This window comes from Massilia eburnea (assembly GCF_009720745.1).
GTDB lineage: Bacteria > Pseudomonadota > Gammaproteobacteria > Burkholderiales > Burkholderiaceae_D > Rugamonas > Rugamonas eburnea.
On sequence record NZ_WNKX01000033.1, the window covers coordinates 19721 to 34964 of the forward strand.

The following is a 15244-nucleotide window of genomic DNA, read 5'->3' on the forward strand; positions in this document are numbered from 1 at the left end:
CATGGCCCAGATCATCTTCACCCAGCAGCTGGCGCGCTTCCTGCCGGTTCCCACGCTCGAGACGGCAGCGGCCAGTTTGCGCGCCGCGCTGGACGGGGCTTTTGCCGCCAATCCGCGCCTGGGCGCCTACGTGCTGGACGAGCAGGGGCGCCTGCGCGCCAATGTGGTGGTGTTTATCGATGGCAAGCGCAGCGAGCTTGATGCGCCGCTGCGTCCTGATTCAAGGATCTACGTGCTGCAAGCCCTATCCGGAGGATGACATGGCAGACCGCGCTTATATTGCAACCCGCAAGGGCCTGTTCGAACTAGCCTGCCGCAATGGCGAATGGCAGCTGGATGACCGCAAATCCTTCTACGGCGACCCGGTATCCATGGTGCTGCATGATGCGCGCGATGGCGCCACCTATGCCTGCCTGAACCTGGGACACTTCGGCGCCAAGATGCACCGGCGCGACGCCGGCAGCCAGGAGTGGCAGGAAATCGCCGTGCCAGCCTATCCCGCCAAGCCGGCAGAGAGCAGCGACAAGATCGACTGGACTCTCAAGCAAATCTGGTCGCTGGAAGCGGGCGGCCCCGATCAACCCGGCGTGCTGTGGGCCGGCACCCTGCCTGGCGGCCTGTTCCGTTCCAGCGACCGCGGCGAAAGCTGGCAACTGGTGGCGTCGTTGTGGAACGTCCCCGAACGCACGCAATGGTTTGGCGGGGGCTACGACGTGCCGGGCATCCACAGCATTTGCGTCGACCCGCGCGACAGCAAGTCGGTGCTGGTGGGCGTCTCCTGCGGCGGGGCATGGCTGACGCGCGATGGCGGCGCCAGCTGGCAGCTGCGCACCAAGGGCATGGCGGCGCGCTACATGCCACCGGACATGCAGGATGTGGGCGCCGTGCAGGATCCGCACCGCATCGTGCGCTGCGCGGCCGAGCCGGACGTGCTGTGGTGCCAGCACCATAACGGCATCTGGCAGTCCCGCAACAACGCGGAGACCTGGGAAGAAGTGACGGCGCCGCTCTCCAGTTTCGGCTTTGCGGTGGCCGTGCATCCGCGCGACGGCAGGACTGCCTGGTTTGTGCCGGCCGTGGCCGACCAGCAGCGGGTGCCGCTGGAAGCGGCGCTGGCCGTCAACCGCACGGCCGATGGCGGCGCGAGTTTCAGCACCCTGCGCGGCGGACTGCCGCAAGAGCACTGCTACGACCTGGTGTACCGCCACGGACTGGCGGTGGCCGACGATGGCAAGACCCTGCTGATGGCCTCCACCACGGGCGGCTGCTGGCTCTCCACCAACAGCGGCGAGCACTGGCAAACCATTTCCACCACGCTGCCGCCGGTGTACGCCGTGCGCTTCGCTTAAATGCCGTAAAAGGCCAGGAACATGTCGACGGTGGAGGTGATGACCGCCTCCTGTTCCTGCGGCGTCAAAGGCGCCTTGCCCATGGCCACTTGCGGCCAGAGGGCGAATGATTTCAGCTGCCCTTGCAGCATGTGGGACATGAAGCCCGGGTCGCCGGCCTTCAGCACCTTGTCTTCCTGAGCCGCCCGCAGGAAGCTTGCCACGCCTTCTTCCTTTTTCCCCAGCTTGGTCATCATGTCGCCAGCGCGCTGCGGCGCGTGGATCGCTTCGGCGATCGCCACCCGCACCAGGTCGAGGAAGTACTCGTCGCGCAGCATGGCCATTTTCTGGCGCATCAATTCCATCAGCTGCGGCTTGAGCGGCTTGCCTTGCTGGTAGCCGATGGCGTTCAGGGCCGCGCTGCAATCCCACAGCTCTTGCAGGATCTGCTCGAACAGGTCGTCCTTGCTGGGGAAATGGTTGTAGACCGTGCGCTTGGAAACGCCAGCCGCGGCGGCAATGCGGTCCATGCTGGTGGCCTCGAAACCGCGCGCACGGAATTCGGCGATGGCGGCCGTGATGATGGCGGCGCGCTTGCGGTCGGTGAGTTTGTCGGGTTGGTTCATAAAGAATATTTTACACCGGGTAGTTTACTTTTCCCAAAACAGAAACTACACTGTGTAGTGTAATTCATCCACCTGGAGCCTGCTTGCCATGTCCTTCACCGCTACCGACACCCGTCCCGCCTACCGTAACGAAGCGCCCCGCAAGCAGCCTGGCTTCCTCAAGGCGTTGAAGATTTTCTGGGACTTCACATTCAATAAACCGGCCGATACCGTGCCGGACCAGGCATTGCCGGTGCAAGTGCTCACTCTGGCGCAATTGCTTGCTGCGCCAGAAAATACCCTGTACCGCCTGGGGCATTCGACCCTCCTGATGAAGCTCAATGGCGAGTTCTGGCTGACCGACCCGGTATTTTCCAAGCGCGCTTCGCCGGTGCAATGGGCCGGTCCGGCGCGCTTCCATGCGCCACCGATCGGCATCGCCGAACTGCCGCCGATCAAGGGTGTGATCCTGTCGCATAACCACTACGATCACCTCGATTACGCCGCGATCCGCCAGCTGGCGGACAAGACGGAACTCTTCCTCGCGCCGCTGGGCGTGGGCGACACCCTGGTGTCCTGGGGCGTGCCGGTGGACAAAGTCCGGCAGCTCGGCTGGTGGGAGTCGGTGTCTGCGGGCAGCCTGAAGCTGACCGCCACTCCGGCCCAGCATTTCTCAGGCCGCACCCTGTGGGACGGCAACAAGACGCTGTGGGCATCGTGGGTGATCGAAAGCGGCGGCCTGCGCGTGTTCTTCAGCGGTGACACCGGCTACTTCAAGGGCTTCAAGGAAATCGGCGACAAGTTCGGCCCCTTCGACCTGACCCTGATGGAAACCGGCGCCTATGACCCGAAATGGCCGGACATCCATATGCAGCCGAGGGAAACCATGCAGGCCCACATCGACTTGCGCGGCAAAGTGTTGCTGCCGATTCACAACGGCACCTTTGACCTGGCCATGCACAGCTGGGACGACCCGTTCGAGCAAATTACCGCCCTGGCCGCCGCCCGCGGCCAAACCCTGGCAACGCCGATGATCGGCGAAGCCCTCAATATCGCCCAGCCGCAGGCCACGGGCGCCTGGTGGAGGATGCCGTGAAACCGTACCAGCAATTCCTGAAGATGTGGTCTTTGCCCGATCCAGTGCCCTTGGCTCCGCAAAGCGATGGTGATACAGTCGGGAAATATTTGCTTCCTGATAATTGGCCTGATGCGTTCACCGAAATTCCTGCCCCTCACGCTGGCTTGCCTGCTCAGCCTTCCCACGTTTGCTGACGCTGCGACCGCCGGGAACCATGCGCTCGCCCAGCTGAGCTCCAAGGTCAACACATGCGCCAAGCCCGTCTGGCCAGCTGAGTCGCTGCGGCGCGGGGAGGAGGGCTCGGTCGTCCTGGCCTTCCTGATTAACCTGGATGGCAGGGTCGTCGAATCGAAAGTAGAGAAATCCAGCGGCCACCCACTGCTGGACCTGGCAGCGCAGGACGGACTTGCCAAATGCCTGTTCGCATCGCCCGAAACGATTGGCATGAGCGAACCGACGTGGACCAAGATGATGTATGTCTGGACCCTGGAAGGCGGTGAGACGCCTGAAGAGGCAAAGACTCGGCTGGAAGAAACACAGGCCCGCGCCGCTGCCGGTGACCGCGAAGCGCTTTACAAATTAAGCTGGCTCTATATTGCCGGTGACGAGACGGTCGAAAAGAACGTGCCTGAAGCGCTGAGTTTGTTGCGCAAGTCTGCAGAACTGGGATACGCGCAGGCGCAGGCGGCGCTGTCGATTGTGCTTGCGGCCGGTCGTTTCGTCGACAAGGATATGGCGCAAGCGATTGCGTGGGCAAAAAAATCTGCGGCGCAGGGAGAGTCTGGCGCGCAGGTAAACCTCGCCAGGATTCTGTTCGAAGCAGACGAAGAATTTCATGATGATGAGCTGATGTTCGACATGCTGGAAAAGGCGGTAGCGCAAGGCGACGCAGAAGGCAAAGACTTGCTCGGGATGCTGCTGATTCATGTCGATGACGGCGACAAGCAGCGCGGCCTTCGCTTGGTCATCGACGCGGCGGAAGCACAGGACCGCAGTGCGCAGTACGACCTCGCTTATCTCTATGAAAAAGGCGAACTGTTGCCCAAGGACCTTGCCAAAGCGCGCGCCTTGTACGAGCGTTCAGCCGCCGGCGGTTATGAACCGGCGAAGGATGCGCTCCTCAAGCTTCCACATTGATCAGCTTGCCGATTGTTTGGCCTAGCGTGTTCACGGTAGGCGGTTTGGGCAGCAGGCCGGCAGGGACGCGCTGTTCGATCGCATTGTCGAGGCGTGGCGTTTTAGGCGTGGGCGCGGCGGCGGCTTGGGCACGGGTGCTGTCCTGTTGGGATTTGGCCAGGGCCTGGTTGTCGAGTTGAAGCTGGGAGCGGCTGGCATCGAGGCGGTCTTCGTCCTGCGCGACCTGGTCGCGATCCTGCTGCACCTTGCGTTCGGCAGAGGCCACGGCAGTGTGCAGCGAATTGATGGAATTCAGGGAAACCACGAAGCAACCTTTCGTTGAGGCACCAACGTCAGGTTAGGCGAAAACATGTTCGAATGCTAGAGCTTCATGTGGTTTTGATAACGCGGCTAGCTTGTTTCCGGCTAACACGACAAAGCTCGCGGCCTGGCGGCCATGCTGATGGGCGAGCGTGGGCCGGCTTGAGGAAAGGCAAAAAAAGGGCGCCGCAGCCTTGGAAAATCCTGCGACGCCCGGAGGGGAACTACAAGGGAGGGTTACAACTCAACTGTCAGAAGCGGTAGGCCAGCGACAGCTCCCAGCTGCGGCCGAACAGTGGGCGGGCGTTGATCGGGCCGCTGCCGCCGGTGGTCAGGCGCGAGTTGCCTTCGGTCAGGCCGAGCTCGTTGGTGATGTTGTTGCCGCTCAGGCGGATCTCGATCTTCTCGCCGATGGTGAACAGTGCGCCCAGGTCCACAGTGTTATAGGAAGGCAGGTACTGCAGGTTGGCCTGGTCAGCCCAGCGGTCGCCCACATGGGTGTAGGTGCCGTACAGCTTGAGCGAATTGCCTTCGCCGAACGGGATGCGGTAAGTCGGCGTGAAGCGGTACTGCAGCTTCGGCTGGCGCTGCACCAGTTTGCCTTCGGTCAGCGGATTGTCCTTGTACTTGGAATCCTGCCAGTTGCCGGACAGGCTCAGCGACAGGTCGCGGATCGGGCGCACGGCCAGTTCCACTTCCACGCCATCGCCCTTGGAGCCGGACACGGAATTCAGGATGGTGCCATTGGACAGGATCTGCTGGAAAGCGATGCCTTCAAAGTCGGTGTGGAAGTAGTTGATGTAGGCGCTGTACAGCTGGCCGGCAGTCTTGAAGCCCACTTCGTATTGCTTGATCTTCGGCGTCGGCAGGAAGTTGCGGTCGTCGACCTTGGCCTGGGTGCCGGCATTGCGCAAGTCGTCGAAGGCGATGAAGGTGTGGCCCATATTGGCACGGGCAAACACGCTCATGTCCTTGGCCAGCTTGTAGTTGCCGCCCAGGGTGAAGCTGGTGGCGGAATCGGTGCGGTTGAGCGCCGTGTTGGAGCCGGTCGGCATCGAGGTATTGTTGTTGTACACGGTCAGCGGGTTGTTGTCCGTGTCGCCGGTAGCCAGGTTGGAGATGGTGGCATCGAGCTTCTGGCGCTCGCGGCGCACGCCGCCGTCGATCTTGATCTTGTCGTTGACCTTCCATTCGTTGGCAACGAAGAGTGCAGTATTGCTGCCGTCATAGGAAGCGATCGGCGCGTAGAACACGCTGCCATCGGTGCCGTTCTTGGAGACGATGACGCCGTTGTCCAGCGTCACATTGATCAGGCGGGCATTCGGAACGGCAGTCATCAGGTGGCTGTTACCGAGGTACCACACGTCATCCGACGAGTAATTGGCGAAGTAGCCGCCCACGGTCAGGGTGTTGTCCTGGATCCATTCCTTGCTGACGCGGATCTCGTCGGTGAAGGACTTCAGTTTCTTTTCTACTGCCCACAGGCCGGCCTGAACCACTTGCTGATTGGCCGCAACAGGGGTGCCGTCGAGGTAGGTCGCGGTGGCGGTAGTGCCGCCGTTGGTTGCCAGCGCGGCGCTGTTGTAGTCCGCCATGCTCAGCGGGTTGTTACCGGTGAACATGGCGATGGTATTGAGCTTGCCATCGAAGTGGTTGAACTTGTTGGACACGTTCCAGCCATTGAAGTTCTGGTCGAATTCCATGCCCAGTACGGTCGAATTCAGGCCGCGGCCATCGCCCAGGTCATAGTTCAGGGTCTTGCCTGGCGCTGCCTCGATGGTGAAGCGGCGCATTTCATTGCTCATCAGCGTACCCTTGAGCGGATCGAAGCCGGGGAATTCGCTGATGGTGTGGCCGCCATTGCTGGAGATCAGGGGAACGCCAGTGTAGAAGGCGTTCTTGTCATCGGTACGGCGCACATAGAAGGTGGCTTCGCCCTGGTCCAGCTTTTTGGTCAGGGTGGCGGTAATCTGGCCGCCGTCATCCGAAGGGAAGCCGGAATCGCGCACGCCATGGGTGTTGCGGTAGAAGCCACCGATAGTGCCGTACCAGCCGTCTGAGATCTTGCCGCCGTAGAAGACGTCAACGCGGCGCAGTTCGCCCGTGCCGGTGGTGAAGCGCACCGAGCCTTCCGGAGTATCCGTACCTTTTTTCAGGATGAAGTTCATCGTCGCGCCAGGCTGGCCGCTGGAGAAGATGGTGCTCGGTCCACCACGCAGCACTTCAACGCGCTCGATGGTGTCATCCAGGCGGAAGGCGGAAGAGCCTTCGAAGAAGGACAGGGTCGAGACCGGGTACAGCGGGTTGCCCTGCATTTGCACCGAGACGAACGGCGAGTCGGAGCCGGAAGGGAAGCCGCGCACCTGGATATTGGCGCCCGACTGGCCGCCGGTCGATTCGGCAAAAGCGCCCGGCACCAGCTTCATGACGTCGGCGGTGCTGATCGGGGCGGCTTGTTTCAGCTGTTCTTCCGAGGCGGTGGTGATGGAGAAGGCGGAGTCCAGCTTGCGCACGCCGCGCGCGGAGGCGACGCCGGTCACGACAACCTGCTGGATTTCTTTCTGTACAGCGTCGCTTGGCGCAGCGGCTGGCGCGGCTTCCTGTCCAGCGGCCTGGGCCTGGCCGATCAGGGTCAGTACAGCGATGGAGATGGACGACAACAGGAACTTCCGATGGTTTTTCATACTGTCTCTTCTTTCGTTTTATGGTGATTCGGCTTCCAAGGCCTGACCATTGAAACAAGAAATGATATCGATGTCAATCTAAATGTTATCGATGTCATTTTGTTGTTGCGCCGTTTGGAAATCTGTCATAATGCCCCGCATGGCTGTCAATAAAACTATGGAAGACCTCGCCAAGCTGGCAGGGGTTTCGAAAATTACCGTGTCGCGCGCCCTGCGTGGCAGTCCCCTCGTGACGGAAGAAACGCGGGAGAAAGTGCGCCAGATCGCGGAAGCCCAGGGCTACCGCCTGAACGTGAGCGCACGCAACCTGCGCATGGGGCGTTCGTATTCGGTGGCGGTTGTGGTGGAAATGACACCCGAGAAGGGTCGGCCCATGTCCGACCCCTACCCGCTGGAACTGTTGGGCGGGATCACGCAGGAGCTGACGACGGCCGGCTACAGCGTGGTGCTGACCTCGCGCCAGCTGCTCGATACGGCCCCGGTGCAAGGCGCCGACGGCTTGATCCTGCTGGGCCAGGGTTCGCATGGCGAAGCGGTCACTGCGCTCAAAAAGCGCAGCCAGCCGCTGGTGGTGTGGGGCGCGCCGGAAGCGGGCGCGGACACCGTAGTGGTCGGCAGTGACAACCGCAAGGGCGGCGCCAGCGTCGCCCAGCGCTTCATCGACCTGGGGCGCAAGAAGGTGTTGTTCCTCGGCGACGTGGACCATGCCGAGGTGCAGGAACGCTGCGCAGGCTTTATCGATGCGCTGGGAGGGCAGGGCAGTGTGCACATCATGCGGCCGAAGGCATTCACTTTCGAGGCCGGCTTTGATTGTGTGGATTCCCTGCTGAAGAAGAAGGGCTTGTCGTTCGACGGCGTGTTTGCCGCCAGCGACTTGCTGGCGATGGGCGCGATCCGCGCGCTGGCCGAGCGCGACGTGCGCGTGCCGGAGCAGGTGTCGGTCATTGGCTACGACGATACGCCGGGCGCCGTGAGTTTCGTGCCGCCGCTGTCCAGCGTGCACCAGTACTTGCGCGATGGCGGCGTGCTGTTGGCTAAGAAGATGCTGGATTTGCTGGAGGGGCGCCCAGTAGCTTCCGAAACCCTGCCGACCGCCTTGATCGTACGACATACTTAAAAAATTTTTTATACCGAATCCAAACCGGTTTGAATGAAAAAGAAGGATGAAGATGCAGCACACTTACCCTCTCGACGCCTGGTGTATCCGCGAAACATCCTTCGATGCGGCGTCGAATTTCCTGGATGAGACACTGTTCGCGCTGGGCAATGGCTATATCGGCCTGCGCGGCACGCCGGAAGAAGGCTATGCCGGCCCGGCCGGCACCTCGCTCGATGGCAGCTACCTGAACGGCTTCTACGAATCGGAGCCGATCCAGTATCCCGAAAACGCTTTTGGCCTGGCGCGCAATAACCAGTTCATGCTGAACGTGCCGAATGCAAAGGGCATCGCACTGTGGCTGGGCGACGAGCGCTTCGACCTGCTGCAAGGCCGGGTGGAGAGCTATGCGCGCCGCCTGGACTTCCGCACCGGCCTGCTCGAACGCGACGTTGTGTGGCAAGCGCCGTCGGGCCGCCGCGTGCAGCTGCGCAGCCGCCGCCTGGTCAGCTTCGCCAGCAAGCACCTGTTCGCGATTGAATTCACTGCGACGCCTTTGGGCTCCGACGCCGTGCTGCGGTTTGATTGCACCGTGGATGGCGAAGTGCGCAACCAGCAAGCGGGCGACGATCCGCGCGTGGGATCGGCCACGACCGGTCCTGCGCTGAAGCTGGAAGGCACCGAGCTGGCGCCGCACTTCGCGGCCCTGCAGCAACGCACCCACAACAGCGGTTTCACGCTGGTCAGCGCCGCAACCCAAGTGCTGGATGCCGCGCACACGCAGGAGCTTGGCCAGGACGGTTACCGCCTGGTGCAGTCCTACACCGTGCCCGTACAGGCAGGCCAGCCGGTGCGCCTGGTGAAGTACGGCTGCTATTACAGTTCGCGCGATTACGCGGCCGACGAACTGCTGACGCGCGCCCGCGCCGAACTTGAAGCGGCGCGCGGCCTGGGCTTCGACCAGCTGGCCGCCCAGCAGGAGACTTACCTGGCAGACTTCTGGGCGCAAGCCGACGTGGAAGTAGCGGGCGACGACGCGCTCCAGCAAGGGATCCGCTTCAACCAGTTCCACCTGCTGCAATCGGTGGGCCGCGACGGCAAGACCAATATCTCCGCCAAAGGCGTGACGGGCGAAGGCTACGAAGGCCATTATTTCTGGGATACGGAGATCTACATCTTCCCCTTCTTCCTGTACAACAAGCCCGAGATCGCACGCAAGTTGCTGGAATACCGCTATGCCGGCCTGCCCGCCGCGCGCGAACGTGCGCGCCAGATGGCGCACGCCAAGGGTGCGCTCTACCCGTGGCGCACCATCGCCGGCGAAGAATGCTCGGCCTACTTCCCGGCCGGCACCGCGCAGTACCACATCAACGCCGACGTGGCCTATTCGATCAAGCAGTACATGGACGCAACGGGCGACGATGCCTACCTGCTGCAATACGGCGCCGAGATCCTGCTTGAAACCGCGCGTATCTGGCTTGGGATCGGCAGCTATAACCGCGCCGGCGCCTTCGTGATCAACGAGGTGACGGGACCGGATGAATACACGGCGCTGGTGAATAATAACTACTACACCAACGCGATGGCCAAGCTGCATATGCAGTTCGCCGCTTCGGTAGCCGAGCGCATCGCCCGCGAACAGCCGCTGGAATGGGCGCGCATCTCGGCCGCGGTGGCGCTGGCCGACGGCGAGCTGGAAGAATTCCGCCGCGCCGCCGCTGCAATGTTGCTGCCCTACGACGCAACGCTTGGCATCCACCCGCAAGACGACAGCTTCCTCGACAAGAAAGTGTGGGATTTTGCCGGTACGCCGGACGACAAATACCCGCTCCTGCTTAACTATCACCCGATGGTCATTTACCGCCACCAGGTGTGCAAACAGGCTGACGTGGTGCTCGCGCTTCTGCTGCTGAGCGAGCAGTTCACGCTGGAAGACAAGAAGCGCGACTTCGATTACTACGAGGCGGTAACGACGCACGACTCCTCGCTGTCCTCCTGCATCTTCAGCATCATCGCTTCGGAAGTGGGCTACCAGGACAAGGCCTACGACTACTTCATGGAAACCGCGCGCCTGGACCTGGACGACACGCACGGCAACACGCACTACGGCGTACACACCGCCGCCATGGCCGGCACCTGGCTCGGCGTGGCCTACGGTTTCGGCGGCATGCGCGTGGTGAACGGAGAAGTACGCTTCGCACCGACGCTGCCGAAGCAGTGGCAGCACTACCAGTTCCGCATCCACCTGCACGGCAGCCTGCTGCAGGTCCGCGTCAGCGCGGCCGGAACGCAGTACACGCTGCTGCGCGGCGAAGCGCTGGCCTTCCAGCACCGTGGCACACCCGTCACCGTCAGCCCGGCAGCGCCGGTCAAGGAGTTCGCATGAAAGCCGTTATCTTCGACCTCGATGGCGTGATTACCGATACCGCCCACTACCATTTCCTCGCCTGGCAAAAACTGGCGCAATCACAGGACGTGCATTTCGACGAAGCCTTCAATGAAAACCTGAAGGGCATCGACCGCATGGGCTCACTGGAACTGATACTGGCCGGTGCATCGCGCAGCTATAGCGACGCCGAGAAGCTGGCGCTGGCCGACAGCAAGAACGCGCACTATAAGACGCTGATCGCCGAAATGTCGCCAGCCGACCTGCTGCCCGGTGCGGTGGCTGCGCTGGACTGGTGCCGTGCGCAGGGCTTGAAGGTGGGCCTTGCGTCGGTCAGCAAAAACGCCTTCACGGTGCTGGAAAGCCTCGGCATCACTGACAAATTCGACTATGTCGTAGACGCGGCGACGATCGCGCGCGGCAAGCCCGATCCCGAAATCTTCCTGCGCGCCGCGTCGGAACTGGGCGTAGACCCGGCCGATTGCGTTGGCGTGGAGGACGCCGCTGCCGGCGTCACCGCCATCAAGGCGGCCGGCATGTTTGCCATTGGAGTAGGCCAGCCGGCCACCCTGTGGCAGGCGGACACGGTGATCCCGGGGCTGGAACAATTCAAAAATATGATGGAGACACTATGCAAAACCGGCGCATCATCTGGGTCCTGTTCCTGATCTATTTCACCTTCGCCATCCTGCTCAACAGCGTTGGCACGGTGATCCTGCAGGTCATCAACAACTACGGTGTCAGCAAATCCGCCGCCAGCGTGCTGGAAGGCTTCAAGGATTTGCCGATTGCCGTGGTGTCCTTCCTGGTGGCGAGCTTCCTGCCGCGCATCGGGTACAAGAAGGCGATGCTGACCGGGCTCGCCATCGTGACCGGCGCCGCGCTGGCGATGCCGCTATTGCCATCGTTTGCCACCACCAAGGTGCTGTTCCTGTGCGTCGGCATCTCATTCGCGCTGGTCAAGGTGTCGGTCTACTCCACGCTTGGCCTGGTCGCCGCCGACCGCCGCCAGCACGCAGGGATCATGAATACCCTGGAAGGTTTCTTCATGGTGGGTGTGCTGTGCGCCTATTGGGTATTCAGCTTCTTCATCGATTCGGCCGATCCGCGCTCGCAAAGCTGGCTGCACGTCTATTGGGTGCTGGCAGGCCTGTGCGCGCTGACTTTTGTGCTGCTGCTCGCCACGCCGTTTGATGAGCGGCTGGCGGCGCCGCCGGAAGCGCGCAGCTTGCCCCAGGAATTCGCGGCCATGCTCAAGTTGTTCTTCAAGCCGCTGGTGTGCGTATTCGTGCTGACTGCCTTCCTGTATGTGCTGATCGAACAGAGCGTAGGCACCTGGCTGCCGACCTTCAATAACGAGATCCTGCACCTGCCTGCCGCAATGAGCGTGCAGGTCACGAGCATCTTCGCCGCCTGCCTGGCGGCGGGCCGCCTGTCGGCGGGTGTGCTGATGCGGCGCCTGAACTGGTATCCAGTGATGAACGCCTGTTTGCTCGGCATGGGGGCGGTGGTCCTGATCGCTTTGCCAATGACGCATGATGTGGTTGTCGCTCCAGGAGCGGGATGGCGCGACGCGCCTCTGGCGGCCTTCCTGTTCCCGCTGATTGGCCTGTTCATGGCGCCGGTCTACCCGGGCATCAATTCGGTGATGCTCAGCTCTTTGCCCAAGCACCAGCATTCGGCCATGACCGGCCTGCTGGTGATCTTCTCGGCGCTGGGCGGAACCACGGGCTCGCTGATCACCGGCTATGTGTTCGGCGCCTTCAGCGGGCACTTTGCGTTTTATTTGACGCTGGTGCCGATTGCGATCGTGCTGGTCACGCTGTACTTCTTCAAACGTGCGGTGGACGGAAGTGACGGCGGCCTGGAGGCACCAGCTATAATTTCGCAATGAATCTGAAGAACCTCGCCGACAAACTCGGCATGTCGAAGACAACCGTCAGCCGCGCGCTGAACGGCTATCCCGAAGTCAGTGAGTTGACGCGCGAGCGCGTGTTGCGCGCTGCGCGCGAGGCGGGTTACGAAGCCAATCCCATGGCGCGCAGCCTGGCGGTGGGACGCAGCAATGTGCTCGGCACGATTTATCCGCTGCTGCCGGCCGACCTCGGCGACGCCATGTTCCTGGAAGTAGTGGGCGGCATGTCGGAAGCGCTGGAGCGGCAGCGCATGAACTTCATCATCGCCCCGGTGTCGCAGGCCAACGAAATGCCGTCATATGAACAGATGGTGCGCGGGCGCCGAGTCGACGGACTGGTGGTAAGCCGCACGCAGGTGCATGACGAGCGCATTGCATACCTGGCGCGCGTCGGTTTCCCCTTCATTGCCCATGGCCGCACCCAGCTCGACGCGCCCTATGCGTGGTTCGACTATGACAACCAGGCCGGCATCCGGATGGCGGTGGAGCGCTTGCTGTCGCTGGGCCACCAGCGCATCGCCATGATCAGCGCACCGTTGGCCATGAACTTCGCCACGCAGCGCCGCGCCAGCTTCTTTGCAGCGATGTCCAGCGCCGGCCTTGCCGTCGACCCGCGCTACCTGGTCGACGACTGCATCGACCGCCGCGCCGGATACAGCGCAGTGCAAGCATTGCTGGCTGCATCCCCGCGTCCAAGCGCGATCGTGGTCGACAACCACCTGTCCGGCGTCGGCGCCGTGCGCGCTCTTCTCGATGCGGGTATTGCCATTGGCCGCGAGGTTTCCCTCATCGTCTGGGGCAGCATGGCCGACACCCTGGCGGACATCGACGTCACCACCATCGACCAGCCCAACGCCCGCGCCGCCGGTGCAAAAATGGCCGACATGCTGCTCGCCCTGATCAATGGCAAACCCGCCGCCAGCCTGCAAGAGCTGTGGCAGCCGGAGTTGCTGTCCGGCGCGACCATGGGGCCTGCCGCGCGCTAGTCCGCTAAAGGCAGGATAGCCTGGCGATAGGGCTGCGCTTCGTTTTCGACGTGCCAGTTGGCCCACAGGCGGTTGCGGGAGCGGCCGTCCTCGGCGCGGTCGGGTTCCAGGCTCAGGTAATTACGGGCGCCGATGTAGCGGTGCGAGGTGCCGGGGAATTTGTACATCGCAGTCGTGATGCCGCCTTCCAGCTGCTCCACCTTGTCGCCCACGTGTTCGAGATAGAACAGCGCCATTGCCGGTGGCGGCGGGTGCACCACGCCGGAGGAGGTCAGCTGGTGGATGGTGATTGGCTTCCCAGCGTAGTGCTTCTGATTCGATTCAATGGCGCCGATCGCGCCGACGTGCACGTCGCCGGAAAGGATGGTCACGCGGCCGCCGGTGCGCTGCGACCATTCCTGCAGGCGGTGGATCAGGCGCAGGCGCTCCCATTGGTGGGTGCGGCTTAGCCAGTGGTCTTTCAGGTCGTCTTCCAGCTCCTGCTGGCCGGGCAGGGCGCACAGCAGCATTTCCAGCGTGCTGAAGTCGGGATGCACCACGGGGATGCTGGACATGATCAGGAGGTGCTTGCAATCGTTCTGGGCATCCAGCCAGGCGTAGGCGGCCTGCCAGGATTGCTCGCCCATTACCACGTCGGGCGTGCGCTCGCTGCGCAGGTCCAGAGCCAGCAGGCCGTAATCGCCAAAGCGCGCAGCTTGCGTGAAGGCCGGCTGCATCGGCAATCGCATCGGCACCTCCGCTTCCGAAGCGCAGTGCTGCTGGAACAGCAGGAAGTAGTCGCGCGCCACATTGAAGATCGCCTTGAAAACGGGCGATTGCTGGAATTTGTCCGGGTAGGAACCCCAGCCATCGATGATGTCGTGGTCATCCCACATCATCACGGTGGGGATGGTGGCCAGCATGCGCGCCACGTGCGGATAGGCCCAGACCTTCAGGTAGTTTCCGAAGAAGAAGTCGTCGATGTCGGTTTGCAGGGCCTTGGTGACCGGTTTGTTGGCAAGCTTTTTGTCATTCGGTGCGGCGGCCCAGTCGTGCAGGGCGGTAGTGGTCCACATGGCGTCGCTGTAGATCTGGTCGCCCCCCATCAGCAGCAGGTGGTAGGGGCGCTGTGCGTGGTTGTCGCGCATCTTGTTCCAGACCGGATCCTGCGGGATGTCCTTCATCTTCTTGTAGTCGGAGAAGCCGTTGCAGGAGGTATAGGCGCAGGTAGGGGCGTTGCCGCGGGCCGGGACGGTGAAGGAGTAGGGCTGTCCGTCGACGCTGTATTGGACCTGCAGCTCGCGCGTCGCGTGCTGGTCGATGTCGAATTGCCAGCGCTCGACTGTGTGCAGGGCGCGTTTGTGCAGGCGGGTGCGCAAGCGGCGCGAGGTGATCGCCAGTTGGGATGCCTCGGCAGTGGCGCCAGGCAGTATTGCGGCATTGACTGGGGGGCGTCGTCGCCTGACCAGACGGCCAGCGCGCTGACGCTCCATTTTCCATTGCTGCACCCGCAGAACTTCAGGATGGGACCTAAGACTACTGCCATTGCCAAGCCTTTCGATATTATTAAACAGTAAATAATATCGCGGATTGGTGCTTTGGATAACTGACGGCCTGCAGTGCGGGCTCTAGCCTGTAGCCTGTAGACCTATTCATTACAGGAGGCTGCTATGGGAAAGTATTTCTTGGCTTGGCTGTTGGGGGTGCCGGGGATTGTGCTGCTGCTGATTTACCTGTTCTTCCATTAAAC

13 protein-coding genes are annotated in these 15244 nt (G+C 62.2%); 9 read left to right on the plus strand and 4 right to left on the minus strand.

The genetic code is table 11. From position 1 onward, the window contains the following. The first annotated feature begins 1 nt into the window (after nucleotide 1). Entirely contained in the window at nucleotides 2-259 is a 258-nt protein-coding gene (locus GM658_RS26035) for a MoaD/ThiS family protein (protein ID WP_155456990.1), read from the plus strand. Between the two features lies 1 nt (nucleotide 260). Beyond that, nucleotides 261-1349, plus strand: coding sequence for a WD40/YVTN/BNR-like repeat-containing protein (locus GM658_RS26040; RefSeq protein WP_155456991.1), 1089 nt, complete (start codon nucleotides 261-263; stop codon nucleotides 1347-1349). On the opposite strand, the gene GM658_RS26045 is transcribed toward GM658_RS26040, so the two are convergent. Then, the gene (locus GM658_RS26045) at nucleotides 1346-1954 is read right to left on the minus strand and encodes a TetR/AcrR family transcriptional regulator (protein ID WP_155456993.1); all 609 of its coding nucleotides are present in this window, start codon (nucleotides 1952-1954) and stop codon (nucleotides 1346-1348) included. The two genes, GM658_RS26040 and GM658_RS26045, sit on opposite strands and share 4 nt — an antisense overlap. Before the next feature lie 88 nt (nucleotides 1955-2042). Between GM658_RS26045 and GM658_RS26050 the strand changes: the two genes are divergently transcribed. Together GM658_RS26050 and GM658_RS26055 are read left to right on the plus strand one after the other, a co-directional pair. After that, nucleotides 2043-3029, plus strand: coding sequence for an MBL fold metallo-hydrolase (locus GM658_RS26050; protein WP_155456995.1), 987 nt, complete (start codon nucleotides 2043-2045; stop codon nucleotides 3027-3029). 111 nt (nucleotides 3030-3140) lie between these two features. Next, nucleotides 3141-4148 carry a TonB family protein gene (locus tag GM658_RS26055; RefSeq protein ID WP_155456997.1) on the plus strand — a complete coding sequence of 336 codons (1008 nt, stop codon included), beginning with the start codon at nucleotides 3141-3143 and terminating at the stop codon, nucleotides 4146-4148. Here GM658_RS26055 and GM658_RS26060 read toward each other — a convergent pair. Then, on the minus strand, nucleotides 4132-4452 hold the full coding sequence (locus tag GM658_RS26060) for a hypothetical protein (RefSeq protein WP_155456999.1): 321 nt from the start codon (nucleotides 4450-4452) through the stop codon (nucleotides 4132-4134). The two genes, GM658_RS26055 and GM658_RS26060, sit on opposite strands and share 17 nt — an antisense overlap. A gap of 247 nt (nucleotides 4453-4699) precedes the next feature. After that, entirely contained in the window at nucleotides 4700-7132 is a 2433-nt protein-coding gene (locus GM658_RS26065) for a TonB-dependent siderophore receptor (RefSeq protein WP_155457001.1), read from the minus strand. 139 nt (nucleotides 7133-7271) lie between these two features. Between GM658_RS26065 and GM658_RS26070 the strand changes: the two genes are divergently transcribed. The 5 genes from GM658_RS26070 to GM658_RS26090 are packed head-to-tail and all read left to right on the plus strand — an operon-like array spanning nucleotide 7272 to nucleotide 13515. After that, nucleotides 7272-8249 (plus strand): LacI family DNA-binding transcriptional regulator, encoded by a 978-nt coding sequence (locus GM658_RS26070; RefSeq protein ID WP_229417076.1) that lies wholly within the window; start codon nucleotides 7272-7274, stop codon nucleotides 8247-8249. A gap of 52 nt (nucleotides 8250-8301) precedes the next feature. Further along, on the plus strand, nucleotides 8302-10614 hold the full coding sequence (locus GM658_RS26075) for a glycoside hydrolase family 65 protein (protein WP_155457004.1): 2313 nt from the start codon (nucleotides 8302-8304) through the stop codon (nucleotides 10612-10614). Beyond that, on the plus strand, nucleotides 10611-11282 hold the full coding sequence (gene pgmB / locus GM658_RS26080) for a beta-phosphoglucomutase (RefSeq protein ID WP_155457006.1): 672 nt from the start codon (nucleotides 10611-10613) through the stop codon (nucleotides 11280-11282). Before GM658_RS26075 ends, pgmB begins: the two co-directional genes overlap by 4 nt. Beyond that, on the plus strand, nucleotides 11246-12508 hold the full coding sequence (locus GM658_RS26085) for an MFS transporter (protein ID WP_155457008.1): 1263 nt from the start codon (nucleotides 11246-11248) through the stop codon (nucleotides 12506-12508). The genes pgmB and GM658_RS26085 overlap by 37 nt, the downstream gene beginning before the upstream one ends. Further along, nucleotides 12505-13515 carry a substrate-binding domain-containing protein gene (locus GM658_RS26090; protein ID WP_155457009.1) on the plus strand — a complete coding sequence of 337 codons (1011 nt, stop codon included), beginning with the start codon at nucleotides 12505-12507 and terminating at the stop codon, nucleotides 13513-13515. Before GM658_RS26085 ends, GM658_RS26090 begins: the two co-directional genes overlap by 4 nt. On the opposite strand, the gene GM658_RS26095 is transcribed toward GM658_RS26090, so the two are convergent. Next, nucleotides 13512-14987, minus strand: coding sequence for an alkaline phosphatase D family protein (locus GM658_RS26095; protein ID WP_155457011.1), 1476 nt, complete (start codon nucleotides 14985-14987; stop codon nucleotides 13512-13514). The genes GM658_RS26090 and GM658_RS26095 overlap by 4 nt on opposite strands. Nucleotides 14988-15244 lie beyond the last annotated feature (257 nt).

Bases quoted from the DNA above. Each gene is read 5' to 3' on its own strand.
- GM658_RS26065 (WP_155457001.1), bottom strand. From the start codon at position 7,132: ATGAAAAACCATCGGAAGTTCCTGTTGTCGTCCATCTCCATCGCTGTA.
- GM658_RS26050 (WP_155456995.1), top strand. From the start codon at position 2,043: ATGTCCTTCACCGCTACCGACACCCGTCCCGCCTACCGTAACGAAGCG.
- GM658_RS26055 (WP_155456997.1), top strand. From the start codon at position 3,141: ATGCGTTCACCGAAATTCCTGCCCCTCACGCTGGCTTGCCTGCTCAGC.
- GM658_RS26045 (WP_155456993.1), bottom strand. From the start codon at position 1,954: ATGAACCAACCCGACAAACTCACCGACCGCAAGCGCGCCGCCATCATC.
- GM658_RS26070 (WP_229417076.1), top strand. From the start codon at position 7,272: ATGGCTGTCAATAAAACTATGGAAGACCTCGCCAAGCTGGCAGGGGTT.
- GM658_RS26040 (WP_155456991.1), top strand. From the start codon at position 261: ATGGCAGACCGCGCTTATATTGCAACCCGCAAGGGCCTGTTCGAACTA.
- GM658_RS26090 (WP_155457009.1), top strand. From the start codon at position 12,505: ATGAATCTGAAGAACCTCGCCGACAAACTCGGCATGTCGAAGACAACC.
- GM658_RS26035 (WP_155456990.1), top strand. From the start codon at position 2: ATGGCCCAGATCATCTTCACCCAGCAGCTGGCGCGCTTCCTGCCGGTT.
- GM658_RS26085 (WP_155457008.1), top strand. From the start codon at position 11,246: ATGCAAAACCGGCGCATCATCTGGGTCCTGTTCCTGATCTATTTCACC.
- GM658_RS26095 (WP_155457011.1), bottom strand. From the start codon at position 14,987: ATGGAGCGTCAGCGCGCTGGCCGTCTGGTCAGGCGACGACGCCCCCCA.
- pgmB (WP_155457006.1), top strand. From the start codon at position 10,611: ATGAAAGCCGTTATCTTCGACCTCGATGGCGTGATTACCGATACCGCC.
- GM658_RS26075 (WP_155457004.1), top strand. From the start codon at position 8,302: ATGCAGCACACTTACCCTCTCGACGCCTGGTGTATCCGCGAAACATCC.